Annotated in this window: 23 protein-coding genes; 11 read left to right on the top strand and 12 right to left on the bottom strand. The window is 60.0% G+C overall.

All coding sequences use genetic code 11. The features are described from left to right. The first annotated feature begins 14 nt into the window (after window positions 1–14). A complete protein-coding gene (locus AC1DU9_RS19965) occupies window positions 15–2126 on the top strand; it encodes a TonB-dependent receptor (protein ID WP_223462015.1) in 2112 nt (703 codons plus the stop codon). Window positions 2127–2170: 44 nt separating this feature from the next. Here the strand turns inward: AC1DU9_RS19965 and AC1DU9_RS19960 are convergent, their stop codons facing one another. From AC1DU9_RS19960 to AC1DU9_RS19950, 3 genes are read right to left on the bottom strand one after another with little or no spacing between them, the layout of a single operon-like run. Beyond that, on the bottom strand, window positions 2171–2713 hold the full coding sequence (locus AC1DU9_RS19960; protein ID WP_223462013.1) for a DUF2937 family protein: 543 nt from the start codon (window positions 2711–2713) through the stop codon (window positions 2171–2173). Between the two features lie 13 nt (window positions 2714–2726). Beyond that, window positions 2727–3503: a class II glutamine amidotransferase gene (locus AC1DU9_RS19955; RefSeq protein WP_095945363.1), complete on the bottom strand. Its 777-nt coding sequence runs from the start codon at window positions 3501–3503 to the stop codon at window positions 2727–2729. Window positions 3504–3535: 32 nt separating this feature from the next. Further along, window positions 3536–4033, bottom strand: a complete 498-nt coding sequence (locus tag AC1DU9_RS19950; protein ID WP_223462011.1) for an MFS transporter — start codon at window positions 4031–4033, stop codon at window positions 3536–3538. Between the two features lie 213 nt (window positions 4034–4246). Between AC1DU9_RS19950 and AC1DU9_RS19945 the strand changes: the two genes are divergently transcribed. After that, on the top strand, window positions 4247–6301 hold the full coding sequence (locus tag AC1DU9_RS19945) for a S9 family peptidase (protein WP_223462009.1): 2055 nt from the start codon (window positions 4247–4249) through the stop codon (window positions 6299–6301). Window positions 6302–6515: 214 nt separating this feature from the next. Then, complete coding sequence (locus AC1DU9_RS19940) at window positions 6516–6989, top strand: cyclic nucleotide-binding domain-containing protein (RefSeq protein ID WP_223462007.1); 474 nt, start codon at window positions 6516–6518, stop codon at window positions 6987–6989. Here the strand turns inward: AC1DU9_RS19940 and AC1DU9_RS19935 are convergent. Beyond that, on the bottom strand, window positions 6986–7276 hold the full coding sequence (locus tag AC1DU9_RS19935; protein ID WP_223462005.1) for a hypothetical protein: 291 nt from the start codon (window positions 7274–7276) through the stop codon (window positions 6986–6988). The two genes, AC1DU9_RS19940 and AC1DU9_RS19935, sit on opposite strands and share 4 nt — an antisense overlap. 95 nt (window positions 7277–7371) lie before the next feature. Between AC1DU9_RS19935 and AC1DU9_RS19930 the strand changes: the two genes are divergently transcribed. The 4 genes from AC1DU9_RS19930 (at window position 7372) to AC1DU9_RS19915 (ending at window position 9601) form a co-directional block, all read left to right on the top strand. Continuing rightward, on the top strand, window positions 7372–8058 hold the full coding sequence (locus AC1DU9_RS19930; protein WP_056721332.1) for a spermidine synthase: 687 nt from the start codon (window positions 7372–7374) through the stop codon (window positions 8056–8058). 49 nt (window positions 8059–8107) lie between these two features. Next, window positions 8108–8479, top strand: coding sequence for a YajD family HNH nuclease (locus AC1DU9_RS19925; RefSeq protein WP_007898702.1), 372 nt, complete (start codon window positions 8108–8110; stop codon window positions 8477–8479). A 193-nt stretch (window positions 8480–8672) separates the two neighbouring features. Then, the gene (locus AC1DU9_RS19920) at window positions 8673–9143 is read left to right on the top strand and encodes an RNA methyltransferase (protein WP_007993783.1); all 471 of its coding nucleotides are present in this window, start codon (window positions 8673–8675) and stop codon (window positions 9141–9143) included. An 80-nt stretch (window positions 9144–9223) separates the two neighbouring features. After that, window positions 9224–9601: a YgaP family membrane protein gene (locus AC1DU9_RS19915; protein ID WP_223462003.1), complete on the top strand. Its 378-nt coding sequence runs from the start codon at window positions 9224–9226 to the stop codon at window positions 9599–9601. Window positions 9602–9743: 142 nt separating this feature from the next. Here the strand turns inward: AC1DU9_RS19915 and AC1DU9_RS19910 are convergent, their stop codons facing one another. Continuing rightward, window positions 9744–10973, bottom strand: a complete 1230-nt coding sequence (locus tag AC1DU9_RS19910; protein WP_223462001.1) for a hypothetical protein — start codon at window positions 10971–10973, stop codon at window positions 9744–9746. 35 nt (window positions 10974–11008) lie between these two features. Beyond that, complete coding sequence (locus AC1DU9_RS19905; protein ID WP_008015986.1) at window positions 11009–11458, bottom strand: YcgN family cysteine cluster protein; 450 nt, start codon at window positions 11456–11458, stop codon at window positions 11009–11011. A gap of 164 nt (window positions 11459–11622) precedes the next feature. On the opposite strand from AC1DU9_RS19905, the gene AC1DU9_RS19900 reads away from it, so the two are divergent. Continuing rightward, window positions 11623–12216, top strand: coding sequence for a nitroreductase family protein (locus AC1DU9_RS19900; RefSeq protein ID WP_095945370.1), 594 nt, complete (start codon window positions 11623–11625; stop codon window positions 12214–12216). 139 nt (window positions 12217–12355) lie between these two features. Here AC1DU9_RS19900 and AC1DU9_RS19895 read toward each other — a convergent pair whose 3' ends face one another. The 6 genes from AC1DU9_RS19895 to AC1DU9_RS19870 all read right to left on the bottom strand — a co-directional run bounded on the left by AC1DU9_RS19895 (window position 12356) and on the right by AC1DU9_RS19870 (window position 18899). Beyond that, entirely contained in the window at window positions 12356–13288 is a 933-nt protein-coding gene (locus AC1DU9_RS19895; RefSeq protein WP_223461999.1) for a D-2-hydroxyacid dehydrogenase, read from the bottom strand. 119 nt (window positions 13289–13407) lie between these two features. After that, on the bottom strand, window positions 13408–13701 hold the full coding sequence (locus tag AC1DU9_RS19890; protein WP_223461997.1) for a YcgL domain-containing protein: 294 nt from the start codon (window positions 13699–13701) through the stop codon (window positions 13408–13410). Continuing rightward, window positions 13698–14831 (bottom strand): ribonuclease D, encoded by a 1134-nt coding sequence (gene rnd, locus AC1DU9_RS19885; RefSeq protein ID WP_223461994.1) that lies wholly within the window; start codon window positions 14829–14831, stop codon window positions 13698–13700. The genes AC1DU9_RS19890 and rnd overlap by 4 nt, the downstream gene beginning before the upstream one ends. A 123-nt stretch (window positions 14832–14954) precedes the next feature. Then, complete coding sequence (locus AC1DU9_RS19880; protein WP_223461992.1) at window positions 14955–15605, bottom strand: class I SAM-dependent methyltransferase; 651 nt, start codon at window positions 15603–15605, stop codon at window positions 14955–14957. Between the two features lie 72 nt (window positions 15606–15677). Continuing rightward, entirely contained in the window at window positions 15678–17327 is a 1650-nt protein-coding gene (locus tag AC1DU9_RS19875; RefSeq protein ID WP_477810676.1) for a phosphoethanolamine transferase, read from the bottom strand. Between the two features lie 189 nt (window positions 17328–17516). Then, entirely contained in the window at window positions 17517–18899 is a 1383-nt protein-coding gene (locus AC1DU9_RS19870; protein WP_223461988.1) for a glutamine synthetase family protein, read from the bottom strand. Between the two features lie 472 nt (window positions 18900–19371). Here AC1DU9_RS19870 and AC1DU9_RS19865 point away from each other — a divergent pair, with 472 nt between their 5' ends. The 3 genes from AC1DU9_RS19865 to AC1DU9_RS19855 form a co-directional block, all read left to right on the top strand. Continuing rightward, a complete protein-coding gene (locus AC1DU9_RS19865; protein WP_223461985.1) occupies window positions 19372–20556 on the top strand; it encodes a cyanate transporter in 1185 nt (394 codons plus the stop codon). Between the two features lie 13 nt (window positions 20557–20569). Continuing rightward, window positions 20570–21487, top strand: a complete 918-nt coding sequence (locus AC1DU9_RS19860) for a DMT family transporter (RefSeq protein ID WP_477810675.1) — start codon at window positions 20570–20572, stop codon at window positions 21485–21487. 114 nt (window positions 21488–21601) lie between these two features. Beyond that, window positions 21602–21772, top strand: a 171-nt coding sequence (locus tag AC1DU9_RS19855) for a helix-turn-helix domain-containing protein (RefSeq protein WP_477810679.1), incomplete at its 3' end; no start/stop codon positions are given.

The following is a 21772-nucleotide window of genomic DNA, read 5'->3' as shown; positions in this document are numbered from 1 at the left end:
AAAAAGACCAATTCATGACCCGAACCAAACTTTCCTTGTTGATTCCGTTGCTCGGCTCCGTCAGCGCCCAGGCCTGGGCCGAGGACACCGACCAGCAGCCCGGCACATTGAACATGCAAGCCACCGTCGTTTCCGCGACGCGCAGCGAAGCGACCATTGCCTCGATTCCAGGCTCGGTCCAGGTGATCGACGAACAACAGATCCGCCAACAGAGTGGCGCCGGGCGTCGGGTCTCCGACATTCTGGGGCAGCTGGTTCCCGGCCTGGCGCCGTCCAGCGGCGGGATGAGCAACTTCGGCCAGACCCTGCGCGGGCGCAACATGCTGGTGTTGATCGACGGCGTGTCGCAGAACGCCACGCGTGACAACTTCCGCCAGCTCAACAGCATCGCGCCGGCCAGTATCGAACGCATCGAGGTGGTTTCCGGCGCCAGCAGCATTTATGGAGCCGGCGCTTCGGGCGGCATCATCAACATCATCACCAAGCGCAACCAGGGTCAGGACCTTGCCTACAGCAGCAAACTGGGCCTGACTACCGGCAACAATCTCAACAGCAAGGGTTTCGCCTACGAGGCCTTTCAGAGTGCGACCGGGCGCAAGGATGCCCTGGACTGGTACGTGTCCGCCGACCTGACCCAGCGCAACGATCAGTACGACGGCAACGGCAATCGCATCCCTCAGGACACCTCCCAGGGCAGCAACATGGACACCGACACCTACGACCTGCAAGGTCGTTTCGGTTACGAACTGGATGCCGATAAAAAACTCAGCCTGTCGCTGCAGGACTACAAGGACCAGCAGGACACTGACTTCACAAAAGACCCGAAAAACCTGCAAGAGGCCGTGGCGGTCAAAGGACTGAAACTCGACGACCAGCCCTACACCCATAACCAGGCGGCCAACCTCAACTACACCGACAACGACTTCTATGGCCAGGGCCTGCAACTGGAAAGCTACTGGCGCCGGGCCGACGCGCTGTTCTTCCCGGACCTGTCGCGGGGCAAGGCCGGGATCGCCGACAACAACAGCGTGCAGGATGTCTACGGCCTGCGTGCGGCCATCGACACGCCGTTGCCGGCCATCGGCAGCGCCACGGGCAACCTGGTCTGGGGCGCCGACTATGATCACGAACGCTCCCGCCAGCGCGGTGACCAATACACCCTCAAAGGGCTGACCTACACCAAGACCGGCACCACTTACGAGATGGGCCCGGATATCGAAACCACCACCAAGGCGCTGTTCGGGCAGATGTCCTGGGACATCGGAGACTGGACCTTGCGTGGCGGTGTGCGCCGCGAATGGATCGAAAGCGAGGTCTCCGACAGCATCGCTTACGGTCAGATCGTCCAGACCGGCGTACGCGCCATCCTGCCCGGTGACACCCTCAAATACGACGCGACGCTCTATAACCTGGGCGCGGTCTATCACCTGAGTGAACATCAGGACGTCTTCGCCAATTACAGCCAGGGGTTTTCGCTGCCGGACATCCAGCGCTTCTTGCGTGACGTGAACAGCACCTTCGACATCCAGAGCCTCAACGCCCAGGCCATCAAGGTCGACAGCTACGAGCTGGGCTGGCGCGGTGATTGGGACCGGTGGCAGGCCGACGTCACCGTCTATGAAAACACCTCGGACGTGACTCAGTTTTACGATGCCAATGACCGTGTCTTGCGTCTGATCAACCAGAAGGAGCGGGTTCGCGGCATCGAAAACAGCCTGACCTACCTCGCGACCGATCACTGGTCGGTGGGTGGCACCTATGCCTGGGCCAAAGGCGAAACCGAGCAGAACGGGAAATGGATCGATCTGCCGGCGACACGCATTTCACCGGCCAAGACCACGCTGTTCGTCGGCTACGCCGAAGACGACTACACCCTGCGCCTGCAAGGCATGCACCTGTCCAGTTACGACGCTGCCGCCAAGGACAACAACGGGCGCGACATCGATGGCTATACGCTGGTGGACCTGCTCGGCTCCGTGTACTTGCCGGTCGGTCGCCTGGAAGGCGGGGTGTACAACCTGACGAACCGCACGTACGTCAACCTGTTCGCCCAGGCCAACGCCAGAGCGCCATTCCCCAACGCCGAAGGCCGTACCTTGAGCATGACCTATTCGATTGATTGGTAATCAAGCAAGGAGCCGGCTTGCCGGCTCCTTGACGTTCGACGGTGTTACAAGCCGCGCAAATCCCGCTCCTCGATCGGCCGGCTCTGGCGCAGACGCTTGCCGCCCAGCACCACCCAGTCGATCAGTCGGAACAGGCATTCGAGGCCAAACGACAGCAACAATGCGCCGCTCATACCCCAGCTCATCGCCTCGGGTGTCAACAGGATCTGGTAGCCGTAGCCATTCCAGGTTTCCTTGCGGATGTCCGGATCGGCAGCCAGCGCCACTTGCAGGAAACGGATGTACCACGGCCCCTGCATCGCCTGGAACTGCTTGTCCAACGCCAGTTGGCGGGTCAACAGGTTGCTCAGGCTGTCGGCATCGCTGCGGAAAATCGGGTCTTCGCTGGCGCGGTAATGCGCGACCAGAGCCTGCATGTCGCCCTTGAAAAACTGATTGGCGGTGTTCTGGAACCCGCTCAACCCGGCCTGGGCCTCGATCAGATGCGCCTCGACCCGCTTGGCGTAATCGCTGATGAACCCCGGCACCTGGACACCGATCAACAAGCCGGCCGCAAACAACACCAGCCGTAGATAACTGAGCAACATGGGGGTTGAATCCTTATGAGGTCTGGCCCTGGCTGACGCATTCACCGCGTCGCCACAGGCTCCATTGACCCGGTTCGTAGCGGGTCCAGGTTTCGTTTTCGGTGAGGGGTTCGGTGGCGATGACGGTGACCACGTCGTTCGGTGTGGTTTCGGCCTGAAAATCGACGATCACGTCGACATCTTTCAAGCGTGCCGGGCCAAACGGCGCGCGACGGGTGATTTGCGCCAGTTTGGTCGAGCAATAGCAGAACAACCAGTCACCATCGCTGAGCAGGCAGTTGAATACGCCTTTGCTGCGGTATTCGGCGCAAGCGGCCACCAGGTCTGGCAGCAACGCTTCGACCTCGACGGGCTCGGGGAACGCCGCACGCACGCGGTTGAGCAAATCGCAGAACGCCGCTTCGCTGTCGGTATCACCCACGGGGCGATAGAAACTGGCTGCGGGCTGAAAATCCGCCAACTGGCCGTTATGGGCGAAACACCAGTTGCGTCCCCACAGTTCACGGACGAACGGATGCGTGTTGGACAGGCAGACCTTGCCGACGTTGGCCTGGCGGATGTGCCCGATCACCACTTCGCTCTTGATCGGATAGCGCTGTACCAGGTTCGCGACTTCCGACTCACAGCTTGCCGCCGGGTCCTGGAACAGTCGCAGCCCACGGCCTTCATAGAAGGCAATGCCCCAGCCATCGCGGTGTGGGCCGGTGCGACCGCCTCGTTGCATCAGCCCGGTAAAGCTGAACACGATATCGGTCGGGACATTGGCGCTCATGCCCAATAACTCACACATGCTCGGACTCTCGCTCAATCGCAGGGGCAAGGTTACAGACGGGGTTCAACTCGCATCCGCTGAGGACTGCTCGGCACGGGAGGACGACCGTAGCGATCATCACCGGCACCGCCAAACGGTTGATCCTCCTCCGGCTCGTCGGCGTGGACGGCGGCTTTGGCGGCGGCAGCCTGTTCCTTGCGGAGGTTGGAGGCGCGCTCGATAGGGAAACGGATCGCCACCAGCACCAGATAGAGGCCGAACGCGATCATGCCGTACATGAACAGATCGGAAATCGCCCGCCAGGCGTTGTTGCCGACCTTGAACAGCAGGTCGAGGGCGGTAATGGCGACGGCCGGCGCGACTTTGTCCTTGACCGGGTCGATGATGGTCGGGCTGAACAGCAGCACGGCCATCGCCAGCCGCAGCGGCTCACGCAGCCAGCGCCACATCCAGCGGGTCAAGCGCATCCACACCAACAGGCAGCCCAAAGCGGCAAAGGCGTAGAGGCCCCAAGCGATCAGATAGTCGTTCTCGGTCATGGTGTCCATGGCAAGGCAGGCAAAGAGGCGCTTATGATAACGGCTTTTCGCCCGTCAGGCTTGCCAAATGGCAGTAGGTCAAGACACAGGACCTGTGGGAGCGAGCTTGCTCGCGATGGCGGACTGTCTGTCAACATTGATGTTGGGTGTACCGGCCTCATCGCGAGCAAGCTCGCTCCCACAGGTTCCAAACCTATTTCGTAACGAGTTCGAGAGTTTCTCATGCCCCTATCCGCCAACATTCACGACGCTCCAATCGCCCACAAGGCTGAAGGCTCCGACCCGTATGCCTGGCTGCAAGAGCGCGACACCGAGGCAGTGCTCGACTACCTGAAAGCCGAAAACAGCTACCAGCAAGCGCAGACCGCCGACCAGGCCGGGCTGCGTGAAACCCTGTTCGAAGAGATCAAAGGGCGGATTCTCGAGACCGATTTGTCCCTGCCCTCGCCGTGGGGACCGTATCTGTACTACACCCGCACCATGGCGGGCGACGAGTACGCCCGGCACTTCCGCTGCCCGCGTCCGGCCGACGACAGCCTGACCCTCGACGAAAGCCGCGAACAACTGCTGCTGGACCCCAACGAGCTGGCCAATGGCGGCTTCTTTTCCCTGGGTGCATTCAGCATCAGCCCGGACCATCAGCGCCTGGCCTACAGCATCGACTCCAGCGGCGACGAGATTTACACGCTGTTCGTGAAGGAACTGTCCGACGGCCGTATCAGTGAACTGGAATTCCAGGACTGCGACGGCAGCATGACCTGGGCCAACGACAGTCTGACGCTGTTCTTTGGTGAACTGGACGACACCCATCGCCCGCACAAGCTGTATCGCTATCGCCTGGACGGCACGGCAGCCGAAGAAGTGTTCCATGAGCCGGACGGCCGCTTCTTCATGCATTGCTACCGCTCAAGTTCCGAACAGCAACTGCTGCTGTCGGTGGGCAGCAAGACCACCAGCGAAGTCTGGGCCCTCGATGCCGCCCAGCCCCAGCAGGCGTTCACCTGCCTGGCACCACGGGTTGAGGATCATGAGTACGACGTCGACCACGGCGTACTCGACGGTCAACGGACCTGGTTCATTCGCAGCAACCGTGACGGCATCAATTTCGCCCTGTACAAAGCCACCGATACCGGCGCCGCGCCGACCGAAGCCGACTGGCAGAACCTGATCCCCCACAGCGACACGGTGATGATCGACGGCATCAGCCTGAACACCGGGGCCATGACCCTCAGCCTGCGGGTCGGCGGCTTGCCGGTCATTGAGGTTCACCCACAGGGCCTGGCGCCCTATCGCGTGCAACTGCCGGATGCGGCCTACAGCCTGCACGTACAAAACAGCCTGGAGTTCGAAAGCGAGCGGATTCGCCTGCGCTACGAAGCGTTGAACCGTCCGGCGCAAATCCGCCAACTGGACCTGGCCTCTGGCGAGCAGAAAGTGCTCAAGCAAACTCCAGTGCTCGGCCCGTTCGATGCCGAGGCCTACGTCAGCCAGCGTCTGTGGGCCACTGCACCGGACGGTACGCAAGTGCCCATCAGCCTGGTGATCAAGCGCGCAGACCTCGGCAAACCCGTGCCGCTGTACCTCTACGGCTATGGCGCCTATGGCGAAAGCCTCGACCCGTGGTTTTCCCACGCACGCCTGAGCCTGCTGGATCGCGGCATGGCCTTTGCCATTGCCCACGTGCGTGGTGGTGGCGAACTCGGGGAAGCCTGGTATCGCGCCGGCAAGCAGGAGCACAAGCACAACACCTTCAGCGACTTTATCGCCTGCGCCGAACACCTGATCGCCCAGGGTTTTACCACTGCCCCGCAGTTGGCGATCAGCGGCGGCAGCGCCGGTGGCTTGCTGATCGGTGCGGTGCTCAATCAACGGCCGGAGTTGTTTGGCGCCGCCATCGCCGAAGTACCGTTCGTCGACGTACTCAACACCATGCTCGACCCTGACCTGCCATTGACCGTCACGGAATACGACGAGTGGGGCAACCCTGAAGAACCTGACGTCCATGATCGGATCAAGGCCTACGCCCCGTACGAAAACGTCACCGCGCAAGCTTATCCGGCGACCCTGGTGATCGCCGGTTACAACGACAGCCGTGTGCAGTATTGGGAAGCCGCCAAGTGGGTGGCGAAATTACGCGCGACCAAGACCGACAGCAATCCCCTGCTGCTCAAGACGGAACTGGGTGCCGGGCATGGCGGGATGAGCGGTCGATATCAGGGATTGCGTGACGTAGCACTCGAATATGCATTTTTGTTCAAGGTTTTGGGCATTGCCTGAGGAACCTGGCGCGGTGCGCCGGTCTTAATTTCGGACGCTGGTAGCCGATACAACACCTGTACCCTGTGGGAGCGAGCTTGCTCGCGATGGCGTCAGCACAATCAACATTACCGTTGCCTGTGAAGCCGCAATCGCGAGCAAGCTCGCTCCCACAAGGGATTTTCGGTGAATTCAAATTCGAGTCAGCAACAAACACAAAAAAGACCGTGACGACATGCCTGAATCAACCTTTCTGAACAACGAAATTCGCGACTGGCTGATGGATTGCGGCCTGTTCAATCAACTGCTGCCGGCGGACTTCGTCGCGGCTTCGGGCTACTTCAGTATCAGCACCATTGCCCAGGGCGAGGAAATCTTCCAGGAGGGTGATGCCGGCAGCTTCATGTGCATCATCCACACAGGTCAAGTGGCAGTGCAGAAAGCCACCGCCGACGGGCAACGCGTCACCATCGCCACGTTGCGCAGCGGCCGCTCGTTCGGCGAAATGGCCGTGCTCGACGGCGAACGGCGCTCGGCCAGTTGTGTGGCCGCCAGCAACTGCCAGTTGCTCAATCTGGGCAAGGACTCGCTGGAAAAGATGCTCAACGATGCACCGAAAATCGCCGCCAAGATCATCCGTGCCCTCGCCGTATCCCTGTCCAAACGCCTGCGCATGGCCGACGGCCAACTGCTTTCGCAGCAGGTCTAGCCACCCGGCGACTTGGGTTTCGGCGGATTGGGCGCAAGGCCCGGTATCGGTTGATCCTTGGTCGGCGGGCTCGGCATTTCAATCGGCACCAACGGCGGGCCGCTACTGCCGGGTCCGACTTTAGGCAAAGGCGCCGGGCTGATTTGCGGGTACGGCGTGGGCGTCGCGGTGCCGGGCGAACCGGGTATCGGCGCGGGGCTGACGGGAATCGGTTGCAGCTGTTGAGCCTGCACTGCAGTTATCGAGAGCGCGGCCAGGGCAATGACCGTTAGAATGGTGCGCTTCATCAATGGCTCCGTTGACCTTGTCGTCATAAACAGGCTACTCCCAACTGCGTCTGTTTGCCCTCCCGTGTTCTGCCAATTTTCTTCAAGTGAGCCCCATGAAACGTTTCGTTCTGCTGGACACCACTCCCATTCCTGAAAACGGCGGTGCCCTGTGCCTGTTCGAATACGGCGAGGATTTTGTCATCAAGATCCAGGGCGGCGATGGCGGACAATTGATGAATACGCGCATGCACGGCTCCGAAGATGCCCTGGCCGAGATCCCGTGTCGCAAAGTCGCCGGTCGACCGGATTCACGGGTGCTCATCGGTGGCCTGGGCATGGGCTTCACTCTCGCTTCGGCGCTCAAGCACCTGGGCAAGACCGCCGAAGTGGTGGTTGCTGAATTGGTGCCTGGCGTTGTGGAATGGAATCGCGGGCCACTCGGCGAGAAAGCCGGAAACCCGCTTCAAGACCCGCGGACCGTGATTCGCATGGAAGACGTGGCCAAAGTCCTGCAAGCCGAACCCCAGGGTTTCGATGCCATCATGCTCGATGTCGACAACGGCCCCGAAGGCCTGACCCAGAAAGCCAACAGCTGGCTGTACTCCGCCGGCGGCCTCAGTGCCTGCGCCAAGGCCCTGAGACCAAAAGGTGTGCTGGCCGTCTGGTCGGCCAGCGCGGACCGGCAATTTTCCGACAAACTGAAGAAAGCCGGCTTCAAGGCCGAGGAAGTGCAGGTCTTCGCCCATGGCAACAAAGGCACCCGCCACACCATCTGGATTGCCGAGAAGCTCAAGGGCTGAGCTAAACTTCGCTTAATACCGTCATTAGTCATTTTACAAAGGTGAACCCATGAGTTCGTCCACCCCGACCAACACTTCGAAGCTGGATCGCATCCTCGCCGACAACCAGCGCGACAAGGAAATGGGCTATCGCGACAAGGCCCTGAAGATGTACCCGCACGTCTGTGGCCGCTGCGCCCGTGAGTTCTCCGGCAAGCGCCTGAGCGAACTGACCGTGCACCATCGCGACCACAACCACGACAACAACCCGCAGGACGGCTCGAACTGGGAGTTGTTGTGCCTGTACTGCCACGATAACGAACACTCGCGTTATACCGACCAGCAGTATTTCGACGAAGGCTCGCTGAGCACGCCAAAAATCGCCAAGGCCACGCACAATCCTTTTGCGGCGTTGGCGGGGTTGATGAAAAAAGAAGATTAAAGATCTTCAGTGCCTGAACCGGCCTCATCGCGAGCAGGCTCACTCCTACAGTTGATTTTGTGAACGCCCCAGATCAACTGTAGGAGTGAGCCTGCTCGCGATAGCCATGGTTCAGGCACCACCAATCTCAAACCGAACACCCCCGCCCCAATCCCCGTATAATCGCGCTTTTTTCCCGAAAGGCACCCCGCTCGTGGCAGACAAACGGTACAGCTGCATTGGTTTGTATAACCCCAAATCACCGGAGAACGTCGGTTCGGTGATGCGCGCCGCTGGCTGTTATGGCGTGGCGTCGGTGTTCTACACCGGCAAGCGCTATGAGCGCGCCGCCGACTTCGTCACCGATACCAAGCGCGTTCACTACGACATCCCGCTGATCGGCATCGACGACCTGAAGAAAATCCTGCCGCTCAACTGTGTGCCCGTCGCCGTGGAACTGGTCGAAGGCGCGCGCCCGTTGCCGGAATACACCCACCCGGATCGCGCGCTCTATATCTTTGGCCCGGAAGACGGATCGCTGGATAAAGAGATTCGCGACTGGTGCGAGGACGTGGTCTACATTCCTACCACCGGTTGCATGAACCTGGCCGCCACGGTCAACGTCGTGCTCTACGACCGTATGTCCAAGGGGCTCAATACCCGATCGGGGCCAAAATTCCGCTGAATCGCCGCACATCCGATTGAACGAGCTGCCTGCCCTGGCGGTCAGCTTGACTATCGATCACCCAAGCCTGGAGACAGACCATGAGCGAACTCAAACGCGTCGAGCGTATCGAATCCACCCCGTTCCAGAGCCCCTCCGAACAAAACGTGCAAGGCTGGGAACGCATCGGCTCCCTGGCCGGCGGCGTGGTGATGGTGGGCAAGGGCCTGCGGCGTGGCGGGATCTTTGGCCTGATCCAGGTGGCCATCGGTGGCGTGGCCCTGGCGCGCGGCATTACCGGCCACAGTTCGGCGAAAAGCCTGCTGGAGAAAAGCCGTCAGGACATGAACAACGTGCGGGCGAAAATTCAGCGGGCGGGTGAAGAACTGAGCCAGTTGAAGGCCAACGCCGAGGCGGCGACCAAAACCGCGACGGTTACGGGCAATGATTCGTTGAAGTCACCGAAGACCGGGGTTTGATCCGGATCGTCCGGTGGGGCTGATGGCCCTATCGCGAGCAAGCTCGCTCCCACAGGGTTATGTGGCGTTCACAACAATTGCGTTCACCTCCAATCATTGTGGGAGCGAGCTTGCTCCGGGCGGCGTTCCGACGATGACGGACTCACTGAATCAACTCAGTACTCAGTACTTTTGAAGAACCACCGATCACGCTCTCGCTGAGCTGAACAAACGCCTGGGTATCGATATCCCCCAGCCGCATCGCCCCGCGCAGCACGTCATCCAGCGAACGCTTGTTGTGGGTTTTCAGGCGAATCTCGCGGTCCAGCTCCTGCAGCAACACCACCGCCCTGGCCACCTGCACCGGGTTGATCTGCTCACCGCGCAGTGTGGTGACTTTCTGGCCGATCCTGAGCAGTTTGCCGTGCAGGTTCTCAAAGCGCTCATCGCTCATGCCGCCGGCCCGACGCACCAGTTCGATAGCGTAATACTCGGCAAAGCCTTCGCTGATCCAGTCACTGCGCTGGGTGCCGTTGATCCGCCCGAACATCTGGGCCAACTCACGGACCAGGGCACTGGTGCCGCTTTCGCTGACCAACGGCAGGCGACTGTTGAGGTAGATCGACTCGTGCGCCGACTGGCTGCCGCGCCACATGGGATCATTGGCCCCGACGATCAGCAGTTTGCCCGGGTGTCGCGGGTACAGCGCCTGCACTTGCGGCCAGACGAAGGTCAGCAGGGTCAGCACATCCATGCGGCGCATACCCTGCCCCAGCGGCGAGGCGACGGTCACTTCGGTCTCGCCCAGACGAGTACGGCGGCTACCGAGCTGGCCGGCGAGCATCCAGCCCGTGGGCCGGTCGAACAGTCGGGAAGGGTTATCGATACGGAACTTGTTCTGGCCAATCCGTGGCCACGCGGTTTCAACGCTTTTCCAGCCACCGGGCAGCTCGAATTCAAGGCGTGCAACCAGTTCGATGCCGTCCTGTTGATCGAGTCTGGCAGCCGGCACCAGATCGTCGCCGCGCATCAATGCCCAGTTTGGCGTCATGCGCGTGTCGAAGCTGCCGTTCTTGCGCCCGTGGTTGATATTCACTCGGTAAGTCAGGCTGGCCTTGTCGGCAGTCGGACGCCAGATACCGCGCGCCGCCTCGCCAAGGGTCAGTTGCCATTGGCCGTCGGCCTTGAAATCGCTGTAGTGGCTGCCGTCGCCGAGGTCGAAATCCAGGCTGCGTACCGCCGAACCCTGGGCGAGCGTCAGGCGCACTTCTGCCTGATCGCTCTGGGGCAACAGGCGCACGTGATAATCCAGATTGACCTTGTTCGCTGCCCATACGGGCGAATTCACGGCCAGTAATCCAAGGATCCACGCCTGCCGCCATCCCACAGCCATACACACTCCTTCGTGAAATGTTGATCCTCAGGCCATCAGCCTGCGCGGAAAATCAGGTGATCTTCCCAATCATCTTCCGGCACGCTGCCTTCGGCGAGCATGCGCCCGGACTGGGAAATCCGCTCGTGATGCACGGCATCGCGATCACCGCACACCAGGTGATGCCACAGCGGCAGGTCCTTGCCTTCGCTGACCAGGCGATAGCCGCAGGTCGGTGGCAGCCATTTGAATTCGTCGGCCTTGCCCGGCGTGAGCTGGATACAGTCCGGCACAGAGTCACGACGGTTGGGATAGTCCGTGCACTGGCAGGTTTTCAGGTCCAGCAGTTTGCAGGCGATGCGCGTGTAATAGACGCTGTTGTCGTCTTCGTCTTCAAGCTTTTGCAGGCAGCACAATCCACAGCCGTCGCACAGCGACTCCCATTCCTCCTGATCGAGTTGATCGAGGGTCTTGCGTATCCAGAACGGTTCTACTTTGGCGGCCATGGTTCGAGCATCGACATCAGGTGGTGAAAAGGCCGCCAGTCTAGTGCCCGAAGGCCCGCGGGCCAAGCATTGGCGACTGTCGGTAGAACGGGCTTGTCAGTTTTTGCGCTGCCAAGTAGGGTTTTGCGTCGCTCCCACTTTCAAACGTAGCAAGGAATCTCATGATGAGTGCCAACCCACGCGTTGCCGATTACGCCATTCACCCTCAGTTCACCGACCGCTGGTCGCCCCGCGCCTTCACTGGCGAAACGATTCCAGAGGAAACCCTGCTGAGCTTCTTCGAAGCCGCCCGCTGGGCACCCTCGGCCTACAACTCGCAACCCTGGCGCTTCCTTTACGCACGTCGCGACACGCCGAACTGGGAGCGCTACCTGGGCCTGCTGAACGAATTCAACCGCAGCTGGGCGCAACATGCTTCGGCCCTGGTGATCGTGATTTCGAAAACCACCTTCACCGCGCCTGGCGCCAGCGAAGAAACCCCGGCCCTGTGGCACACCTTCGACACCGGTTCCGCCTGGGGCCACCTGGCCTTGCAAGCGAGCCTGAGCGGCTGGCACACCCACGGCATGGCCGGTTTCGACCAGGAACTGACCCGCAAGGAGCTGAACATTCCTGAAGGCTACGCCCTGCACGCCGCCGTCGCGGTGGGCAAGCTGGGGGACAAGGCGAGCCTGGCGGACTACCTGCAAGCCCGCGAAGAACCCAGCCCGCGTCGTCCGTTGAGCGAGTTGGCGGCTGAAGGTGACTTCACCCTCTGAGCCACTGCAAAAAACATTGTGGGAGCGAGCTTGCTCGCGATGGCGGCAGGACATTCAACATTGATGTTGGATGTACAGGCCCTATCGCGAGCAAGCTCGCTCCCACAGGTTTGATGCTCCAGGCAAAATCAGCGGTGAATCAGTAACCGCGATCGAAATCCACTTCCCCGCGCAACGCCTCTCCCGCCTGATACGCCCGCAGGTTCTCGACAAACAGCTTCACCATCATCGACGGCGAAGTCGGTGCCGAACTGTGGCCGGTCAGCAGCAGGCCCCAGGCTGTCCAGAATGGATGACGCTGGGGTAACGGCTCCTGACGGCACACGTCGATCACCGCACCCGCCAGATGCCCTTCCTTCAAGGCCTCCACCAGATCCGCATCGACCACCGCCACACCGCGCCCGGCGTTGATGAACAATCCGGTCGGCTTGAATTGTTTGAACAGCGCTGCGTCGTAGATATCGTGGGTTTCCACGGTGTTCGGCAGCAGATTGACCACGTAATCGACTTCACCGACCAGCCGCGGCAGATCCGCCAGTGAACCGACTTCGATAAACGGGGCCTGTTCCCGCGCGCTGCTGGCAACGCCATACAACTCGACGCCGAACGGCACGAGGAACTGCGCGACACTTTGACCGATATCACCCGTGCCGACGATCAGCACCTTACGCCCCGCCAGGCTCTGGCCATGGCGGCTGTCCCATTTGCGCTCGACCTGGCTGACCAGTCGCGCCAGCACTTCACGTTCGTGACCGAGCATATACGTGAGCACGTACTCGGCCATGACCTGGCCGAAGATGCCGACGGCACGCGTCAGCCGATAGTGCCGCGGCAAGCCGTCGGCCAGCAGCGGCGTGATGCCGGCCCAGGTCGATTGCAGCCATTGAGGCTGATGGCCCTGGCGCAACAGGGTCGCCAGCAAATCAGGCTGGCCGAGCCACACCGGGCAATCGGCGGCCTGGCTGGCCAGTTCGGCGGAATCACCGCTGGTCAGCACCTCCAGGTCCGGTGCCGCCTCGCGCAACAGTTGGGCGTACACGGGGTGGTCGTGTTCAGCAATCAGGACGCGCATGCTTCAAACCTTTCAAAAACGGTGCAGACGGCCGCCGACAGAGCGGTGCTCCATCGACGCTGCCATCGCAAAAATCAATGAGTGTTTCGTAACCACTCTGAACAGAGTCTGTCTGCCGTTCACATCGGATCGTTGCGACGCAACAATTCTTCCGGCAGGTGCTCGATGTACTCGTCTTCGGCAGGCGGCATTTGCAGGTGATAACCCTGTTTGTCGAGATTTTCCAGCACGACCGTGATGTCCTCGCGCGACAGTTTGCGCTCGGGGCTCAGCACCAGGTCGAAAGCGTGGATGGCCTTGCCGAAGGCTGCCATCAGGGGCTCCGGCACGCGCTCCAGAGCGTCGCTCTTGAGCACATACAGGTACATTTCGTTTCTCTTCGAGCTGCGGTAGATGGAACAAATACGTTTCAAGGCTGTTCTCCGGCGGTGGCCAGGCTGTCGAGCAGCGCCTGGCCCATCAATTCGCGGCGCCAGCCACGCAGCGAATCAGGCAATTGGTAGGGACCATTGGGGAAGCCGCTCTTGAGCAGCGCTTCCAGGGTTTTCTTGCGCAGCATCAGTTCCGGCGCGATATTCAGGCGCTCGGCTTCGGCCTGGCCTATGGCCTTCATTTGTTTGAGCAGTGCAGCGGCATCCACCGGCAACGGCTCCGGCACGGCTGGCGGCCATTGATCAGGCGACACACTGCCAGAGCGCTTGATCAGATCTAGCAGAAACTGACCGTCCTGACGCACGGTACGCGGATGCATGTCTTCGATTTTCGCCAAGGCGCCGAGGTTGTCCGGTTGCGTGCGCGCCAGCGGCCACAGCGAATGCTCGCGGATAATCCGGTTACGCGGCAGGTCACGGACCCGGGCTTCCTTTTCGCGCCAGGCGCAGAGCTCACGCAAAACGGCGAGTTGGGCGCGGGACAGCTTCCAGGCCAGCTTGGCATCGCGATAGACCTCGTACGGATCGATCTCGCGGCGCAGGTTGGCCACCAGTTCGGCGCCGTCTTCCAGGACCCAGACGTATTTGTCGTCAGACAGCTTTGGACGCAGCTTTACGAAGACTTCAGCCAAATGCACGGCGTCTTCGGCGGCATAGCTGATCTGGGTTTCGGAAAGCGGGCGTTGCAGCCAGTCGGAACGGGTTTCACCCTTGGGCAGGTCGATGCCGAGCACTTCCTGCACCAGCCGCGAATAGCCCATGGAAAAACCGAGGTTCAGGTAAGCGGCAGCCAGTTGAGTATCGAACAGTGGAGCCGGCAGGCTGCCGGTCAGGCGCAGCAGGACTTCGAGGTCTTCGCTGCACGCGTGGACAACTTTGACCACCGCCGGGTTTTCCAGCAACGCGGCCAATGGTTGCCAATTATCGATGGTCAGCGGGTCGATCAGATAGGCGCGAACGCCATCACCGATCTGCAGCAGGCCGGCGATCGGGTAGAAGGTGTCGACCCGCATGAATTCGGTGTCGAGGGCAACGAATGGCAACTGTTGCCACTCGGCGCACAACCGTCCGAGGCTATCGTTGTCGCGAATCCAGTGAATATCGATGGCCACACGGCTCTCCCTTGAAGAATGGCGCGCAGTATATATCGCCCCCGGCGATTTCCGCGCATCCACTGAACAAGAGCGTTAGCGAAAATTACTGCGTGACATACAGAATAGTCCTACAAAGCCGGGCTAGCTGGTCTTACCCAACACGTAGACCCGCATCCGCGCACAACCCGGCAAAAAGTCTTGATGGCTGAGCAAACGGAACCCCGCCTGCCTGAACTCGCTTTCGACCTCGGCTTTGCTCGGCAACGGCCCTTCCACGCCTGAACGCGCGCCCTTGAATCGACCGTCGAGGCGCACCGCGACAATCACCGTATCGCGACTGACCCGGTAAAACTCGCCAAGCATCGCCAGGCGATGTTCCGGGTTGGTAAGGTACTGAAACAGTTGCATGCAAAAAATGCAGTCAACCGCATTCTCGGACAAGCCAATCGAGAACGCAGAGCTTTGAAAGGTCTTGACCCGCTTCAACAAACTCTGCGGGTGATGTGTGCGGGCATGATCGAGGATGTCCTGGGACGGATCCGTCGCGAGAATCACCCGATTGGCATGTTCGGCCAGCACCGACCAGAAACGCCCCACACCGCAGGCCACGTCGAGGATCAGCCCCGGCTCGCCGGCGACCTTGAGTGCCTTGCGCACCAGTCGCTCCTCACGCCAGAGCGCCAGACGCCCGGCCAGACCCGGCGCTTGCGGCTGAAGGCAGACGCGCGCGTGCTCCTGGTCGTAGCGCCGGGCAATCTCAAGCTCGATGGCGGATGGAGGCTGAGCGGACATTTGCAATGGCTCTTGATGAAAGTTCTACAGGCCGCAAGTCGGCGACCGCCGTGTGAAACAAAACCGGAGCACTCAATCTTTGGCCAACACACCGTCGACCACTGGACCACGACATCCGGCAAACATGTCCAGATCCTGGTTGTAGACCTTGCTGTTGACTTCCAGCAGGCCAAGCATCGAATGGAACAGGTTGTCCTGGCTCAGGGGCTTTTCACGACTCTGCTGCAGGCAACGGGTATCTACCGCAAACGACTTTTTATAGCTGTCGGAGAACCACGCAAACATGGCTACATGCTTTTGCTGCTCGGGTGCCAGCATGTAAGGCGTGCCGTGGAGGAACAAGTTGTATTCACCCAGGGACTCGCCGTGGTCCGACAGATACAGCATCGCGGTATCCACTTTGTCCTGCTTACTGCGCAACAGATCGATCAAGGTCGACAGTACATGGTCGGTATATACCAGGGTGTTGTCGTAGCCGTTGACGATACTTTCACGACTGCAATTGTTCAGGGCATTACTCTCGCAAACCGGGGTGAAGCGTTCGAACTCTTTCGGATAACGCTTGAAGTACTCCGGACCGTGGCTGCCCATCTGGTGCAATACCAATACCGTGTCCTTGTCCAGGGTATCGATGAAATGCTGCAGCCCCYGCAGCAGGATTTCGTCACGGCATTCACTGTTTGCGCATAGCGCCGGATCTTTCAGATTGCTGACGTCTTCAATAGTGACGCGATCGCACGTACCTTTGCAGCCTGACTGGTTGTCACGCCAGATCACGTCGATACCTGCATGCTTGAGCACATCCAGCAGGCCTTCTTCGTTCTTTGCCTTGCTGGCGTTGTAGTCCTTGCGCCCCATATTGGAGAACATGCAAGGCACCGATACGGCGGTTTCAGTACCGCAGGAATGCACATCGGTGAAAGCGATCAGGCCGTCTTCCTTACTCAGTTTCGGCGTGGTGTCGCGGCTATAGCCAAGGATGCCGAAGTTCTCCGCCCGGGCACTTTCACCCACAACAAGAACCGTCAGGGATTTGCGCCCGTGAGTTTGCCAGGCCGGATTGCGCTGGGCATCTTCACCGATTTTGACAAAGGGTTGCCGTGCAGTCGCTACTTTCTCGCGCAAGAAACCAGCCGAGGCTCCAATGTAGTTGCTTGGCACCACCATCAGGCGCAACTCGTGGTGATTGCGAAACAGCGAAGACAGGCCTTGATAGTTAACCAGTGCAACACCGCCAATGACCGCTGCCGAGGAAAAAACCACCAGGACTTTACTCAGTAGTTCACGGTGCCAACGACGATAATCAATCGGCGTCTTCCACAACAGCCAAGTCGGTAACACGCCGAGCAGCACAATAAACACAAACAACTTTGGCGACAGTAAGTCGCGTACTTCCGTAGCATTGGTCTCAGCGAAGTTACGCAACATGCCGGTGTCGATCAGAACACCATACTGGCTCATGAAATACGCCACGCCCGCACTGATCATGAACAGCAGGGTCAGGACCGGCTTGAGCACCGGCCGGAATGCCAGCAGGGTCAGCACAATGTTGAAGGCCGCGAAGATCATCACCCCAAAGGCCACGCGCATGACGATGCCTTTGCCGTCGGATGCGGTGATTTCGAACAGGTGCTGCCAGAGTACAAAATTGAAGCCAACTAACAAAAATGCGCTGGCAATCAGTGTCACCCATTCGGGGCGCACGGCTTTAATCTTAAGCATGAGATTCGGCGGGTCCTGAAAAAAGTGTCTTCGGCAAATGTGAAAATTTCATTTACCGAGACAGCTCTAATTTTAGATAGCCAACCATCAATTTTTTGTGAAAAAGAAGCCAACAATTAGTTGGCTTATAAAACCAGCCTGATACTTCCAGACTATTTGAGAATGGTTCAGCTCCAGTACAGCTTCGACTCAAGCCTGATGCAAATACCAACGCCAGTCCTGCTCACCGACCTCCCCCATGAATTGGCGATATTCGGCGCGTTTCACCGCCAGGTAGACACCGAGGAATTCCCCGCCGAACGCTTCTTTGGCCCAACTCGAACCTTCCAGCGATCGCAAGGTGGTCAGCCAGTCTGTCGGCAACAGTCTCGCAGCCTGGGCGTAGCCGTTGCCTTCCACCGGCGCACCAGGGTCGAGTTGTTCGCGGATACCGCGATGAATACCGGCCAGAATCGCCGCAGCCGCCAGATAGGGGTTGGCGTCGGCGCCACAGATTCGGTGCTCGATGTGCCGGGAATACGCCGGCCCGCCCGGTACGCGCAAACTCACGGTGCGATTGTCCACACCCCAGGTGGCCGCCAGAGGCGCATAGCTGTTGGCCTGGAATCGACGGTAGGAGTTGGCGTTGGGGCAGAACAGCAACAGCGAATCGAGCAAGGTATCGAGCATACCTGCAACAGCCTGCTTGAGCAGTGGCGTTCCATCCGGAGCTTCACTGGCGAAAAGATTGTTGCCGTCCTTGTCCGCCAGGCTCACGTGCATGTGCATCCCGGTGCCGGCCAGGTCATCGAAAGGCTTGGCCATGAAGCAGGCGGTCATGCCGTGCTTGTGCGCCACCCCCTTGACCAGACGCTTGTAACGCACCGCTTCGTCCATTGCCTGTAATGCGTCGGTGCGGTGTTCGAGGGTGATTTCCACTTGCCCCGGCGCGTATTCGGAAATGGCCGTACGCGCCGGAATCCCCTGGAGCTTGCAGGCATTGTAGAGATCGGCCAGGAACGGCTCGATCTGTTCCAGTTCGCGCAACCCATAGACCTGAGTGCCGTAGGGACGCCCGCCATCGACATCCCGTGCCGGTTGTGGCCGGCCATTGCTGTCGCGTTGCTGATCCAGCAGGTAGAACTCCAGTTCCGCCGCCATGACCGGGTAATAACCGTCAGCCTGTAAACCTTCGATGACTTTCGCCAGCAAATGACGGGGATCGGCAATGGTGGCGGGCATGCCTTCCGTCGGGTGCATGCTGACCTGCACGGCTGCGGTCGGTATCAGACGCCACGGCATACGCGTGAGGCTGCCGCTGATCGGGTAGGCCCGGCAGTCGATATCCCCGACATCCCAGACCAGCCCGGAGTTCTCCACGTCATCGCCGTTGATGGTCAGGCCGAGGATGGTGCTCGGCAATGGCCGCCCGCTTTCATACACCGCCAGCAACTCGTCACGATGCAGCAGCTTGCCCCGCGGTACTCCGTTGTTGTCGAGGATGAACAGCTCGAACATTTCAATATCCGGGTTCTGCTCCAGAAAGGTCAGGGCTTCTTGCTTGGAGGCAAACGAGGTCGTGGCACTACTCATGGGAACTCTCTTTTTCCGTGTCAGGCGGGTACGCAAAAGCACCCGCACCTTAATCCCGCCATCAAGCGGAATATGTAGGAACAATCAGCGGAAAAAGCAGGAATCCGGCGGGCGCGCATGACGGCAATGCCACAGCGCCCAGAAGGCCAGTTCAGAAGGAAGTGCAGAGAGGTTTGGCGCGGTGGCGGGCGTGAATATACGAAGAAGGCTCGACGCTCGAGCGTCGGTGGACGCCTTGAGGTGGATTGCGACTGGCCAACCGCCCATAGAGAGAACCGCAGAAAACAGATGACCCGCAGCGTCACACGATGGGTTGAGTCGTTAAATCTGGATTTGAAGAACCTTGGATATCGTCTGGCTAAACATTTGCCTGCGACTTGTATTTAATTTCTAAATACTTCGCCGGATTTTCTGATTTGCCGCCTCCAGGCCTCGCGCGCCTAATCGGAACCCTACTGCTCAAGGTCCGATCATGGAAAACACCCGAGCCACCTCCCGCACTGCCCTCTGGTTCATGTTCAGCATTGTCCTGGTTGCCCTGAACCTGCGCCCTTCCATGGCCGCTGTCGGGCCTCTGCTCTCGGCGATTCGCGACGACATTGCACTGAGCTTCAGCCAGGCTTCGCTGCTGACCATGTTGCCGGTGACGGCGATGGGGCTGGCGATGTTCGTCGGCCTGCGCGTCAGCCAGCGACTCGGCGACCAGCGCACGGTGGTGTTCTCGTTGCTGATCATCGGTGTGGCCACGCTTTCGCGGTTGTTCCTTGATTCAGCCGCGGAGCTGCTTCTCAGCGCGATACTGGCAGGTATCGGGATAGCCCTGATCCAGGCCCTGATGCCAGCGCTGATCAAATCCCGCTTCAGCGACCATGTCGCCCTGTGCATGGGCCTCTACGTCACGTCGATCATGGGCGGTGCCGCCATGGGTGCTTCCTTTGCGCCACTGGTGATGGAACGTACCGACAGCTGGCGTATGGGCCTGGCGATCTGGGCCGTTCTCGCCGTGCTGGCATTGCTGTTCTGGGGAACCCAACAGGCGGAGATGCCGACTCGGGATTCAAAAGCCTCCAGTAATGGTTCGTTCTTCGCCAATTCCCGCGCGTGGTTACTCGCGATCTTCTTTGGCCTGGGTACTGCGTCCTACACCTGTGTGCTGGCCTGGCTGGCGCCGTACTACGTGGAAAAGGGCTGGAGCGAGCAGCACGCCGGATTGCTTCTCGGGTTTCTGACCGCCATGGAAGTGCTGTCGGGTCTGTTGACACCTGTCATCGCCAATCGCAGCCGCGACCGCCGTATCGTGCTGATGGCATTGCTTGCACTGATCATCGCCGGCTTCTGCGGATTGATTCTGAACCCACAACATTTGAGCCTGATGTGGCCATGCCTGCTGGGGCTGGGCATTGGCGGCCTGTTCCCGATGAGCCTGATCGTATCGCTGGATCACCTGGACAATCCCTTGCGCGCTGGTGGCCTGACCGCCTTCGTTCAAGGCATTGGCTACCTGATCGCCGGCCTGTCGCCGCTGCTGGCGGGGATAATCCGCGACCGGCTCGGCAGCTTTGAATGGGCCTGGTGGTCGCTGACAGCGGTCATGGCGCTGATGATGTTGATGGTTTTGCGCTTCAACCCAAGGCACTACACCCGCCACATCCATTGATCCGGAGCCTGCCATGAAAAACATCGGTTTCGCCGCCGCTCACGCCAGCATGCTGCTTTGGGCCTTGTTGATCGCCGCATCGTTTTCCGCAGCGGCGCAAGTCAGCCAGGCCATCGACCCGATCCTGCTGACCGGACTGCGCCTGCTGTTTTGTGCCTTGGTGTTTCTGCCGCTGTTGCTGCTAAAAGGCGATGCGATCATGACCGCTCGTGGGCTGCTCGGACACGCGGTGCTCGGCCTGCTGCTGGCGCYGTACTTCGGCTCGCTGTTCGAAGCATTGCGCTACACCTCGGCCGTCAACACCGGGACGATGTTCACGCTGGTGCCGCTGATGACCCTGGTTTTCGAGGCCGTGCTGACACCTGACGGTAACCTGAAACAACGGATTGTGCCGATGCTGCTCGCCGCTGCCGGGGCGGTTTTGCTGATCATGAAAGGCACCGGCCCCGGCGAGTTGCCATCGCTGTATGCATTGACCGTGTACGGCATCGGTTGCCTGGCAATGGCGCTATACGCTCCCCTCAGCCAACGCCTGAAAGCCAATAGCCTCAAGGGGCGCGGGCCGGTGCCAATGACGTTCTGGAACATGCTGTTCGGTGCGCTGTTTCTGCTGGCGTTCTGTGGCTTGAGTGGCGGTTGGCGCTCGGCATCATTACTGACGCTCAACGATTTCTATTGGCTGATGTACCTGGCGGTGTTCGCTACCCTGGCGACGTTCTGGCTGCTGCATCGGGCCATCGGCGTGATCGCGCCATCCTCGGTGATTTCCTACATCTACCTGAGCACGCTGTTCATCACCTTGTTTCATTGGCTATGGGGGCGCCAGATGCCCCTGCCGCTGGAGTTGGCCGGCGCAATGCTGGTGGGCATCGGCATGTTCGCGCTGTTGATGTCCAGCCGCCGCGCCGTGTCGGCGATGGTCCAGGGCTGACACGGGCTTGGGCGAAACGTCCTGCAAGGCATTCTCCCTGCTCGCTCATTCCGCTAGGATCTTTCGCTCATCCTTGCGCACGGTCAGTGCAAGGGACGCAGCGAGACGCAATGGATGCTGAACAGTAATTCGCTTAGAAAACTCGACATGCAGGACCTCATGGTGTTCGTCGCCGTGTACGAGCAAAACAGCGTCACCGGCGTATCCGAGACGCTCTGCGTCAGCCAGTCCACGGTAAGTTACTGCCTGAAAAAACTGCGCACCTGTTTCGGTGACGAACTGTTC

The organism is Pseudomonas sp. P4_C1 (assembly GCF_056402155.1).
The sequence above is the reverse complement of the archived record's forward strand: the minus strand, read 5'-3'. Positions and strand labels throughout refer to the sequence as shown.

Coding starts and splice junctions, on each gene's coding strand:
- AC1DU9_RS19910 (WP_223462001.1), bottom strand. CDS start 10,973: ATGGCTGTGGGATGGCGGCAGGCGTGGATCCTTGGATTACTGGCCGTG.
- AC1DU9_RS19940 (WP_223462007.1), top strand. CDS start 6,516: ATGCCTGAATCAACCTTTCTGAACAACGAAATTCGCGACTGGCTGATG.
- AC1DU9_RS19930 (WP_056721332.1), top strand. CDS start 7,372: ATGAAACGTTTCGTTCTGCTGGACACCACTCCCATTCCTGAAAACGGC.
- AC1DU9_RS19900 (WP_095945370.1), top strand. CDS start 11,623: ATGAGTGCCAACCCACGCGTTGCCGATTACGCCATTCACCCTCAGTTC.
- AC1DU9_RS19935 (WP_223462005.1), bottom strand. CDS start 7,276: ATGAAGCGCACCATTCTAACGGTCATTGCCCTGGCCGCGCTCTCGATA.
- AC1DU9_RS19955 (WP_095945363.1), bottom strand. CDS start 3,503: ATGTGTGAGTTATTGGGCATGAGCGCCAATGTCCCGACCGATATCGTG.
- AC1DU9_RS19880 (WP_223461992.1), bottom strand. CDS start 15,605: ATGTCCGCTCAGCCTCCATCCGCCATCGAGCTTGAGATTGCCCGGCGC.
- AC1DU9_RS19915 (WP_223462003.1), top strand. CDS start 9,224: ATGAGCGAACTCAAACGCGTCGAGCGTATCGAATCCACCCCGTTCCAG.
- AC1DU9_RS19905 (WP_008015986.1), bottom strand. CDS start 11,458: ATGGCCGCCAAAGTAGAACCGTTCTGGATACGCAAGACCCTCGATCAA.
- AC1DU9_RS19870 (WP_223461988.1), bottom strand. CDS start 18,899: ATGAGTAGTGCCACGACCTCGTTTGCCTCCAAGCAAGAAGCCCTGACC.
- AC1DU9_RS19950 (WP_223462011.1), bottom strand. CDS start 4,033: ATGGACACCATGACCGAGAACGACTATCTGATCGCTTGGGGCCTCTAC.
- AC1DU9_RS19925 (WP_007898702.1), top strand. CDS start 8,108: ATGAGTTCGTCCACCCCGACCAACACTTCGAAGCTGGATCGCATCCTC.
- AC1DU9_RS19965 (WP_223462015.1), top strand. CDS start 15: ATGACCCGAACCAAACTTTCCTTGTTGATTCCGTTGCTCGGCTCCGTC.
- AC1DU9_RS19865 (WP_223461985.1), top strand. CDS start 19,372: ATGGAAAACACCCGAGCCACCTCCCGCACTGCCCTCTGGTTCATGTTC.
- AC1DU9_RS19960 (WP_223462013.1), bottom strand. CDS start 2,713: ATGTTGCTCAGTTATCTACGGCTGGTGTTGTTTGCGGCCGGCTTGTTG.
- AC1DU9_RS19895 (WP_223461999.1), bottom strand. CDS start 13,288: ATGCGCGTCCTGATTGCTGAACACGACCACCCCGTGTACGCCCAACTG.
- AC1DU9_RS19945 (WP_223462009.1), top strand. CDS start 4,247: ATGCCCCTATCCGCCAACATTCACGACGCTCCAATCGCCCACAAGGCT.